Annotated in this window: 11 protein-coding genes; 9 read left to right on the top strand and 2 right to left on the bottom strand. The window is 43.4% G+C overall.

Annotated features, from left to right (window positions below; all coding sequences use genetic code 11):
• The 4 genes from DV740_RS09030 to DV740_RS09015 all read left to right on the top strand — a co-directional run.
• A partial coding sequence (locus DV740_RS09030; protein ID WP_147342278.1) for an IS3 family transposase occupies nt 1–171 on the top strand: 171 nt, incomplete at its 5' end.
• Nucleotides 172–231: 60 nt separating this feature from the next.
• On the top strand, nt 232–771 hold the full coding sequence (locus DV740_RS09025; protein WP_158561545.1) for a DUF4238 domain-containing protein: 540 nt from the start codon (nt 232–234) through the stop codon (nt 769–771).
• A gap of 48 nt (nt 772–819) precedes the next feature.
• Nucleotides 820–1,440, top strand: a complete 621-nt coding sequence (locus DV740_RS09020) for a hypothetical protein (protein WP_118087893.1) — start codon at nt 820–822, stop codon at nt 1,438–1,440.
• Between the two features lie 14 nt (nt 1,441–1,454).
• Nucleotides 1,455–1,724, top strand: coding sequence for a hypothetical protein (locus DV740_RS09015; RefSeq protein WP_118087892.1), 270 nt, complete (start codon nt 1,455–1,457; stop codon nt 1,722–1,724).
• 67 nt (nt 1,725–1,791) lie between these two features.
• Here DV740_RS09015 and DV740_RS09010 read toward each other — a convergent pair whose 3' ends face one another.
• Nucleotides 1,792–2,232 (bottom strand): hypothetical protein, encoded by a 441-nt coding sequence (locus tag DV740_RS09010; RefSeq protein ID WP_242994253.1) that lies wholly within the window; start codon nt 2,230–2,232, stop codon nt 1,792–1,794.
• A gap of 513 nt (nt 2,233–2,745) precedes the next feature.
• Nucleotides 2,746–3,588, bottom strand: coding sequence for an AraC family transcriptional regulator (locus tag DV740_RS09005; protein ID WP_117841541.1), 843 nt, complete (start codon nt 3,586–3,588; stop codon nt 2,746–2,748).
• 169 nt (nt 3,589–3,757) lie between these two features.
• Between DV740_RS09005 and DV740_RS09000 the strand changes: the two genes are divergently transcribed.
• From DV740_RS09000 to gtfA, 5 genes are read left to right on the top strand one after another with little or no spacing between them, the layout of a single operon-like run.
• Nucleotides 3,758–5,056 (top strand): ABC transporter substrate-binding protein, encoded by a 1,299-nt coding sequence (locus DV740_RS09000; protein ID WP_118087891.1) that lies wholly within the window; start codon nt 3,758–3,760, stop codon nt 5,054–5,056.
• Nucleotides 5,056–5,931, top strand: coding sequence for a carbohydrate ABC transporter permease (locus DV740_RS08995; RefSeq protein ID WP_118087890.1), 876 nt, complete (start codon nt 5,056–5,058; stop codon nt 5,929–5,931). The genes DV740_RS09000 and DV740_RS08995 overlap by 1 nt, the downstream gene beginning before the upstream one ends.
• On the top strand, nt 5,931–6,770 hold the full coding sequence (locus DV740_RS08990) for a carbohydrate ABC transporter permease (protein WP_442969663.1): 840 nt from the start codon (nt 5,931–5,933) through the stop codon (nt 6,768–6,770). The genes DV740_RS08995 and DV740_RS08990 overlap by 1 nt, the downstream gene beginning before the upstream one ends.
• 21 nt (nt 6,771–6,791) lie before the next feature.
• On the top strand, nt 6,792–9,599 hold the full coding sequence (locus DV740_RS08985; RefSeq protein WP_118087889.1) for an alpha-galactosidase: 2,808 nt from the start codon (nt 6,792–6,794) through the stop codon (nt 9,597–9,599).
• Complete coding sequence (gene gtfA, locus DV740_RS08980) at nt 9,589–11,067, top strand: sucrose phosphorylase (RefSeq protein ID WP_118087888.1); 1,479 nt, start codon at nt 9,589–9,591, stop codon at nt 11,065–11,067. The genes DV740_RS08985 and gtfA overlap by 11 nt, the downstream gene beginning before the upstream one ends.
• Nucleotides 11,068–11,093: the final 26 nt, after the last annotated feature.

Genomic DNA, 11,093 nt, shown 5'->3' with positions numbered 1-11,093 from the left:
CGATTAAAAAATGAAATGTATTATGGCTATGAAAAAAACTATTCTTCTTTCGAAGAATTTTCACAAGCGGTTGAAGAATATATAGATTATTATAATAACAAAAGAATTCAGGCAAAAACAAAATGGATGCCGCCTGTACAATACAGGATAGCATCCATGTGTTCAGTCTAGTTCGTAAATATGTGTCCAGGATTCTGGGTACATATCAATATGCTGGCGTCGTTTTTCATTATGCTTTGTAGAAATCCAAAATTTGACGCTATGGGTGTTTATACAAAAATTAAAGAGAAATTATTGTATCCTGTTTTTGAGTCAATGTGTAAAGATGAGGAAGCAGAAACACTAGATGTAGGGAAAAGCGAAGGAAAAGAGTATGCAGATGAGTTAATGACCGGAATATGGTATTCTGAATTATATAAAATGTTTTTTAAGAACAAAGGTGGCTTTTATCATAATGTTGTACAACATGCTTTAAGTGGTTGTCAGATGATTCTTTTTGAAACCTACGATAATGCAGGACAATTTATTACGTCTGATAATCCAGCGTTTGAGCATAAATCTACTGTTGTCGAAAGCAATAATGGAAGTGGTCTTATATTTCCGATATCTCCTAAATATCTAGTTTTTGTCGCTAAGGGAGATGAAGGAATTAATGTTGTTGACCATAGATTTGCAGATACAGATACTGTTAAGTATTTTAATAGAATAATAAATGCACACAAGACAGAGATAATAATATCTTCATCGAAAAGCTTAATGGATATGATTTGATTCGCGAAATTTACAAGGCCTATTATAGAAAACCAAAGGAGGTATTTTATGGCAATAGCGCAAGATGCATATTTCATTCCTGATGATATAGCAACAGGATTAGCAACAGGAATATATCGAAGAATCGGTAGTGTGGTAAGGTGGGCAACTGGTCCTAATAAGGGACAAATAGTAAAGCACCTTAAGCCAATTGACCTACCAGCAGCAGAGCAGGTTCAGGGTGTTGGTGCTAAAGCATTACAGTTTGTAAAACAGCATAAAAAAGGAACAATAATTGTTGTGGCGAGTGCAGTAGCTGTTGGCGCTGGTGCTTGGGTTTGCAATAAAGTAAAAAAACATGAACCAAAGGTTGTAACAGAATTCAGAGCTAGCCTGAAAAGCTATATTGATGCAATTCGCAAGGGGGAGATGGATATTGATAAGATTAATAATCTAATGAGCTCTTTGGAAGCGTTGAAAGCTGACAAAAATTATTCAAAAATCAGTATTCAGCTTACATCAGAAGAACTTGATGTTTTAGTAGGACGAATTTATGAATATACCCTGAAGCTGGCAAGTGATAATGAAATAGAAATAGCCGCAGACGATTTAGAAGAAGAAAAAGATGTTATCAAGAATCTGCAATATTATCTTAAGGTACAGAGACGTATATTTGCTGAAGCTGCATAGAATGGAGGATAAATATGGGCTTTTTCGGGAATTTATTTAAAAGTAAATTTGAAAAATGGGTTGAAGGAGCTTCTCATGAGGAGTTATCAGAGGCTTATGAAGAAGAAAGACAGGATTGGATTAAGAACGGATTCAATGGTGGAACCGGTGAAAAAACTCCTAAAATGAATCGTCTTAATAAAGAAATAAGTAAACGTGTAGCTGAAGAATGGGAAAATGACCCACGAAGAAATAAAGACCCAAACTTCCGTTGGACAGATGCTAATCGTTGGGATAAGGATTAAAATGATAAAGACTCCCCATCACCGGATGTATTCCAGTGGTGAGGAGCCTTTTTGAGTCTAAGGGACATCATCCTTCAATCTCAATTTTCAGTCCGGACTTAAGCTCCACAGTGAAGTGGTCATCCCAGACGATGATTCGCTCAAGCCAGCGCTTTACCAGGGCCTCGTCGAAGGCTTCCAGGTGAGAGGGTTGCTGCTTGATGAAGTCCTGCAGTTCATTGATGCGGGCAATCTGTGCGTCCCTGGCCGCGGTGTCAACCGTGCATTTTTCTCGCTGTTCCCGGAGTTTGAAGATCTCGTCGGCAATCTCATCATAGGCCTCTTTGTTATTGGCTTTTTTGAGAAGCTCTTTCTGGAGCTCCTGCAGTCTTTCATTGATACCATCAGCGGTATTTTGCTGAGCGCTTCGGATCACCTTTGCAATCCGGACAGGTTGAACGTATTGTTCAGCGAATGATAAAATTGCTTGAAAAATAAGGAAAGGTTTATTTATAGCATTTAACTGCAACAGGATTCAGTTATTCGAAAAATTCGAATAACTCATAATTACAAGAGTGGTCAGTTATCCGATAATTTTGGATAACTGCTGGTAGCGGTTATTCACAGGGCGAAATTGGAAAAACAGTATCTACTCAATTCGCAAATCAGTTTAAATGAACTATTCGGAATTTCCGGATAGTTCAAATCTAATGGAAGCTAGGGCATATGTAATACCGATAAAATAATGACCGGATACCAGGTCGAGACAGTGGCAGGGAGCAGCAGTGTAAAATTGCCTTGCATTATATAGATAGCAAAGGCCTTATACAGATTTGTTCCCATAGACTTCAACGGTCAAGACCGTGATATGAATGTCAATTTTGCTACAGATTGCATCTGTTTGCATCTGTGAATGTGCGATTTCAGAAGCTGTGGACATGTTTCCGTTTTGACAGGATATGTTTCCGCGAACGGGTACAAAACCTGACATCAATCAGAAGGTATCTAAAACTGATAGGAATGATATCTATCTTATCTATTGTTACTTGTTCTGATTTCTCCATTCCCGTGGGGAGACACCATAAATATTTTTAAATGCACGGGAAAAATGAAGCTGATTTTCGTATCCGACAGCAGAGCCGACATCTGCAATGGATAAGGAAGTCAGCTTTAATAATTCCGTAGCCTTTACCATGCGGTAGTTCATAAGAAATTCCTGCGGGGAGCGGCCGATCGAGTTGCGGAAGATTTTTCCGAAATAACTCCGGTTGATGCCGCATACCGCAGCGATATCTTCAATCGAAATATTATTCTGAAAATTCTGTTCCATATAATTGATCGCTTCTTTTATATAATAATCACTCATGCGTCCGCTGGAGACCAGCTTTGTCGATTTTGCCGACTGTAGCAGATAATCCAAAAACAGATACAGATGCCCAATCAGATGGAAGGAGGATTCCTGCGGATGATTGACGATATAAAGCATTTCATCGGCAAGCTTTTCCCGTAATTCTTTGGAGTGTGAATGATAAATGGGCGCGTCTTTGCACAAATCTGTGACACTTAAAGCCTCTTTTACACGTAAGCCGTCAAATTCGATCCACATATATTCCCATGGAAGCTGTTCATCGGAAATGTAAGTATTGATCTGCCCCGGGAAAATCATAAATCCCTGTCCGCTTTTTACGGAATAGGTCTGTGTATCCCCGTTTGCATTGTCTGCCATGAGAGTTCCGGTTCCGGAAAGAATGTAGTGAAACAGGTAGTGGTTGCGTGTTGCAGGCCCGAATGAATGGCCGGGATCACACTGTTCATATCCAAACTGATACATGCACAGATCGATAAAATTTTCATTTGGAAAAATATTAAAAAATGTATTACTCATAAAACACTCCGTATATACCAAAATGCGATATTTGTATCTATTATAGCACAAAATATTGCATTTGGGTATAAAATTTAAAAAAAACGGGTATTTAAGGATGCATAAAGGTATGTTATAATCAGATTATCAAAAAGGTAAGCGGATATATTTAAGAAAAGGAGAGAAGAATATGGCAAAAAGAAGTATTTTCCGCAGTGTTGCGGTGGTGCTCGCACTTGGCATGTGTATGACGGATCTTGCCGGATGCGGAAGTGAAAAAAGGGCAGACGGGAAAACCGAAATCGAAGTGGTTTCCTACAAACCGGAAGCAGTTAAGGCATTTGAAAAGATTGAAAAGCAGTTCAATGAAACACATGATGACATCCATCTGACGATTTCATCTCCAAACGAAGCAATGACCATTTTAAAGACACGTTTTATCCGGGAGGATTATCCGGATATCATCGCAATCGGAGGAGACATCAACTATTCCAACTTTTTAGATGCAGATCTGTTTGATGATATTTCCGATCTGGATGAAGTCCAGACCGTAAAACAGGCATATCTGGATATGGATAAGGAACTGGAGTTTATTCCAAAGGATGGCACGTATGCACTTCCATATGCGGCAAACGCGGCAGGAATTTTATATAACAAAGATATGTTTGAGGAAAATGGCTGGAAAGTTCCGACCACCTGGCAGGAATTTACCACACTGTGTGATGAAATAAAACAGAGCGGAACACTTCCGCTGTATCTGGGCTTTAAAGATACCTGGACCTGTCTGGCTCCGTGGAATGCGCTGGCAGTCGGACTTACCGATTCGGATACCTGCAATCAGGTAAATATGGGAAATACCACATTTTCCGATACGTATGGACCGGTAGCAGAAAAGATGCGTGCGCTTTTGGATTACGCAGAAAAAAATCCGTATGCATATGGTTATAACGATGCATGTACAGCATTTGCCCGCGGGGAAGCTGCCATGTATCCGATTGGAAGCTATGCGATCCCGCAGATCAAATCGGTCAATCCGGATATGAATATCGGCTCTTTTACATTTCCTGCAAATGATGAGGAATCAGACAATGTATTAAATTCAGGAATTGATCTGCAGTTTTCCGTAATGAAATCATGCAAAAATAAAGAGGCTGCATATGAAGTTTTAAAATATCTGTATGACGATGAGACCATTCAGATTTATCTGGATGATCAGGGCGGAATTGCCTGCAAAGACGGGGATTTTGCAATTCCGGAAACACTCGAGGATATGCGTCCTTACATTGAAAACAACCGCATGGCAGATTATCAGGATCACCATTATCCGAGTGAGATGAGTGTGGATGCCATGATCCAGACGTTCCTGCTGGATACAAGCGACAATGCACAGGAAAAGTTTTTGAAAAAATTTGATTCCGACTGGAAGCGCTACAACCGGGATCTGATTCGGAAAGTACAGGATTATCAGAAAGAACAGGGGGATGCATAATGAAAAAGAAAATGTCAAACAGGGACAAAACATTCTGGGCGGTTATCATACCGGTTGTAATCTTATTTTTTGCATTCAATACACTTCCAATGATCAAAGGGGTGATTTACAGTTTTACCAATTATAAAGGATACGGAACTTACGATTATGTCGGGTTCCGGAACTATGCAGATCTGTTTACGGATTCCCGCGTGGGAAAAAGCTATTTGTTTACGTTTAAATATGCACTGGCGGGAACTGTACTGGTAAATGTGCTGAGCATGATCATGGCAGTTGGATTAAACAGTGCAATCCGTTTTAAAAGTGCACTGCGCGGTATTTACTTTGTGCCAAATATTTTAGGCGGACTTGTCATCGGTTATATTTTCAGCTTTATTTTTACTTACATTCTTCCAACTGTGGGAAATGTGTTCCATATTGGATTTTTACAGAACAGTATTCTTGCAAGTGAAAAATACGCATGGATTGGTGTGCTGATTGTTGGTGTATGGCAGGCAGTTGCCATGAATACCATCATCTATATTTCCGGTCTGCAGACTGTACCGGAGGAAATCTACGAGGCGAGCATGCTTGACGGAGCCAGTAAATGGAAGCAGTTCTGGAAAGTAACATTTCCACTGGTGATGCCGTTTGTGACGATCAATCTGGTACTGAGCACAAAGAATTTCCTCATGGTATTCGACCAGATCATGTCATTGACCAAGGGAGGTCCGGCACAGAGCACCGAATCCATCTCTTACCTGATTTATAAAAATGGTATGGATGGCGGACAGTTTGGATTCCAGAGTGCAAATGCAGTCATTTTCTTTATTGTGATCGTGGCGATTTCACTTTTCCAGATGACAGTCATGAATAAGAAGGAGGAGCAGCTATGATGAAAGAAAAACAGAAAACAAACTGGGTACTTACGATTGTTCTGATTTTGGGGACGGTTACGGTATTTTTCCCGCTGTATATGGCAGTGATCATTGCGTTTAAGAAACCGAGTGAGATGACAAACGATGTGGCGGGTGCACTTTCTTTCCCGAAACAGTGGAGTTTTGAAAATTTCCGTCAGGCAATGGAAGTGACCGATTTCTGGCACTCTCTTGGAAACAGTTTACTGATCACACTGGTAACAATCGTACTGGCAATCCTGATCCACTCAATTGCAGGCTACGTGATCGGACGCGGCATGGCAAGAAGAAAAAGTTTCCGATTTATCTATCTGTATATTGTCAGCGGAATGTTTGTTCCGTTTTCCATCTTAATGATGCCTCTGGTAAAGCAGACGGCGCATATGGGACTTGGAAACCGCGCGGGTGTCATTCTGTTGTATCTGGTATTTTATATGCCAATGAACGTCCTTCTTTACAGTGGGTACTTAAAAAATATTCCGATAGCGCTGGAAGAGGCGGCAGATATTGACGGAGCAAGCACATGGACTACTTACTGGAAAGTGGTCTTTCCAATGATGATGCCAATGCATGCAACAGTTGCAATCCTGACAGCTCTTGGAACGTGGAATGATGTTATGACACCGCTTGTGATCATGTCTGGAACCGGACAGAATACGCTGCCGCTTGCACAGCTTAATTTCCAGACACAGTTTGGAACCAATTACAATCTGGCATTTGCTTCCTATATTATGGCACTGATTCCAATCCTTATTTTCTATGTGATTTGTCAGAAACAGATTTTAAACGGTGTGGCAAACGGTGCAGTCAAAGGATAAAAATAAAACGAGGTGACTTCTATGGCAATTATATACAATCCAAATAAAAAAATATTTAACCTGCATACGTTGCATACAACTTATCAGATGCAGGTCGATTCACTGGGATATCTGCTGCATCTGTACTATGGAGCTAAAACAAACAGCTCCATGGATTATGTTTTAACCTATGCAGACCGTGGATTTTCCGGAAATCCTTATGCAGCGGGCATGGACCGCACCTATTCGCTGGATGCGCTGCCACAGGAGTATCCTTCCATTGGAACTGGGGATTACCGCAATATTGCGCTGAATATCAAAAATGAAAAAGGAGTGGAAAGCGCAGATCTGCTTTTTAAAAGTTATGAGATCCGAAGCGGCAAATACCAGTTACAGGGACTTCCGGCTGTCTGGGCAGACAAAGAGGAAGCACAGACACTGGAAATTGTCCTTGCAGACGAAAACGCACAGGTTGAAGTTCGTCTGCTGTATGGTGTTTTGGAAGAAAACGATGTCATTACAAGGAGCGTCCAGATTAAAAATACGGGAACTGGGCAGATTACGATCGAAAAGGCAGCGGCAGCCTGTCTGGATTTTGTACAGGGAGATTTTGATGTCCTGCGGTTTTATGGAAAGCATGCCATGGAGCGCAATCTGGAGCGTACGCCGCTGGGGCATGGAACCATTGCGTTTGGCAGCCGCAGGGGAACGTCCAGTCATCAGTATAATCCGGCAGTGATTTTGGCAGAAAAAGGAACAACAGAGACCGCAGGCAGCTGCTATGGAATGCTGTTTGTATACAGCGGAAATTTCTCCTGTGAGGCAGAAAAAGATCAGTTCAACCAGACGCGCCTGCTTCTCGGATTAAATGAAGAACTGTTTTCCTATCCGCTTGCGGAAGGAGAAACCTTTACGGTACCGGAAGTCATTTTGTCTTATTCGGCAGACGGATTGTCTGCACTGTCGCAGCAATATCATAACTGCATCCGCAACCATGTGTGCCGCAGCAAATATGTCCATATGCAGCGCCCGGTGCTGATTAACAGCTGGGAGGCAGCATATTTCGATTTTACGGGAGATACGATCGTGGATCTGGCAAAAGAAGCTGCTTCCCTTGGAATTGATATGGTAGTGATGGATGACGGCTGGTTTGGGAAAAGAAACGATGATAATTCTTCCCTTGGGGACTGGCAGGTCAATGAAGAGAAACTGGGGGGGAGCCTGGCAGAGCTTATTACCCGTGTGCATAATCAGGGGGTGAAATTTGGCATTTGGATTGAGCCGGAGATGGTCAATGAAGACAGCGACCTTTACCGGGCACATCCAGACTGGGCAATTCAGATTCCGGGGAAAAAGCCGGTGCGCTCGAGAAACCAGTTACTGCTTGATTTTTCCAGAAAAGAAGTGCGCGACTGTGTATTTGATCAGATTTGTGCCGTGCTGGATCAGGGAAAAATTGATTATGTCAAGTGGGATATGAACCGCAGTATGGCAGATGTCTATGCCGGAAATCTTTCCTATGATTACGTGCTTGGTGTCTATGATTTTATGGAGCGCCTGTGCAGCCGGTATCCGGATCTTCTGCTTGAGGGATGCAGCGGTGGCGGCGGCAGATTTGACGCAGGAATGCTTTATTATTCCCCACAGATCTGGTGTAGTGACAATACCGATGCAATCAACCGCACAAGGATCCAGTACGGAACGTCGTTTTTCTATCCGGTTTCCGTAATGGGGGCGCACGTTTCAGCGGTGCCGAACCACCAGACCGGACGGGTAACAAGTTTCCACACCCGAGGGGTGACGGCGATGGCTGGAACCTTCGGTTACGAATTAAACCCGGCGCTTTTATCCGATGAGGAAAAACAGCAGATCCGGGAGCAGATTAAAACATACAAGAAGTATGAAACGCTCATTAACGAGGGAACCTACTGGCGGCTGTCCGATCCGTTTATGGATGAAATTGCGGCATGGATGACGGTGTCAGAGGAACAGGATCATGCATTAGTCAGCGCAGTGCGTCTTAGGGCAGAGGCAAATCAGGCAGCCGTTTATGTCCGACTGCGTGGGTTAAAACCGGATGCCGTGTATCTGGAAGAACAGAGCGGCAGACAGTATTCCGGTGCAGCACTGATGCATGCGGGAATTCCGCTTCCGCCGTTTACCAGAGAATATGAGGCGTATCAGTTTGTTTTTACAGAGCTGAAAGAGGCTGGAGCATTATACGAAAAAGTACAGAAATGGTGTGAGAGGAATACCAAAAATCGCATGGTTATCAGCATTTACGGTGGCTCCGGTTCCGGAAAAACAACACTTGCCACGGCATTGCAGCAGTATTTTTTAAATGACGGCAGGGGCTGTTACCTGCTCTCAGGCGATGATTATCCACACCGGATTCCAAAACGCAACGATGAAGAACGGCTGCGTGTGTATAAAGAAGCCGGGGAAGACGGACTGCGTGGATATCTCGGGACAAAGAAAGAGATTGACTTCGACCGGATCAATGAAGTGCTTGCGGCATTTCATGAGGGAAAAGATTCAATCACATTGCGGCATATGGGACGGGAAGATGGCGAGATTTCATCGGAAGAAACCGATTTTTCCGGAATATCCGTATTACTTCTGGAGTGGACACACGGAGGCAGTGACGATTTACATGGTGTGGATCTACCCGTCTTTCTGGAAAGTTCCCCGGAGGAGACCAGGGAGCGGCGCATCCGCAGAAACCGCGATGAGAATGCCGCAAGCCCGTTTATCTGTCGCGTGGTAGAACTGGAACAGGAAAAAATTGAAGTGCAGCGCAAAAATGCAGGATTAATCGTGGGAAAGGACGGAAGAGTTTATGAACCATAAACCGATGCTCAATGCATATCCCGACAGCCTTGGAGGAAATCTGGGAGATATCGTAACATTGCTGAAAACTGAGGCTTTGCAGGATGTATTTTCTTCTTTTTACATTCTGCCGAGCCTGTACCATTCCGATCTCGACCGGGGATTTTCCGTGATCGACTATGACCTGAATGAGCAGCTTGCCGACCGGGAAGACCTTGACCAGTTAAAGAATATGGGAATTGATTTGAAACTCGATTTTATTTTAAACCATGCTTCCGCACAGTCCCCGCAGTTTCGGGATCTTGTGGAAAAAGGGGAGGCTTCTGCGTACCGCGATTTCTTCATCGATTGGAACCATTTCTGGGAAGGGCATGGAACCATGACGGAGGAAGGTTATATCCAGCCGGATGAAAGCTGCCTGAAGCAGATGTTTTTCCGCAAACCCGGGCTGCCAATCCTGATGGTGGAATTTCCGGATGGAAAAAAAGTGCCGTACTGGAATACCTTTTATCAGGAAGTGCATGGCAGACAGTATCTCGGACAGATGGATGTAAACATCCAGTCACCAAAAGTGTGGGAGTTTTATCGTGAAACACTGGAAAAAATAGCCTCTTACGGTGCGGCGATTGTGCGGCTGGATGCCTTTGCCTATGCGCCGAAGACACCGGGAAAGAAAAACTTTCTCAATGATCCGGAAACGTGGGAACTTTTACAAAAGATCCATGCACTGGCAGAACCTTTGGGACTTACGCTTTTGCCGGAGATCCACGCGGCATATGACGAAAAAATATATGAGACACTTGCAGAAAAAGGCTATGCAACCTATGACTTTTTCCTGCCGGGATTGGTCATTGATGCGATTGAGAACCGGCGGGGAACGTACCTTGCGGCATGGGCGAAGGAGATTGTGGAAAAGAAGATCTCCACGGTCAACATGCTCGGCTGTCACGACGGTATCCCGCTTCTGGACTTAAAGGGGCTGCTTCCGGAAGAGGAAATCCAGTCGCTAATTGACCGGATTGTATCCCGCGGAGGCATGGTCAAAAATTTACATGGACAAAAGAATCTGTATTATCAGGTAAATGCCACGTACTACAGTGCATTGGGAGAGTCGGATGAAAAAATGCTTCTGGCGCGGGCAATCCAGATGTTTATGCCGGGCAAACCGCAGATCTGGTATCTGGATCTGTTTGCCGGAAAAAATGACCATGAAGCGGTGCAGCGCGCGGGAGAATCCGGACATAAGGAAATCAACCGGACAAATCTTTCCACTGATCAGATCACGGAAGGGTTGAAAAAAGATGTGGTTCAAAAACAGCTTGCGTTAATCCGCATGCGAAATACCCATAAGGCATTTTCGGAAGGCGCAGAGGTAGCAATCTCCGGAGGGGAGAGGTCTCTGGAAATCCGCTGGGAATATAATAGTGCATTTGCAACATTATATGTAAATTTTGAATCAGGAACATATACAATAGTAGAAAGCAGATAGTTAAGTTGGGCTGTCGATTGTACATG

The sequence above is a fragment of the Roseburia sp. AF02-12 genome, from assembly GCF_003461765.1.
Classification (GTDB): Bacteria; Bacillota; Clostridia; order Lachnospirales; family Lachnospiraceae; genus Roseburia_C; species Roseburia_C amylophila.
This window is presented reverse-complemented; position numbering and strand designations above follow the sequence as displayed.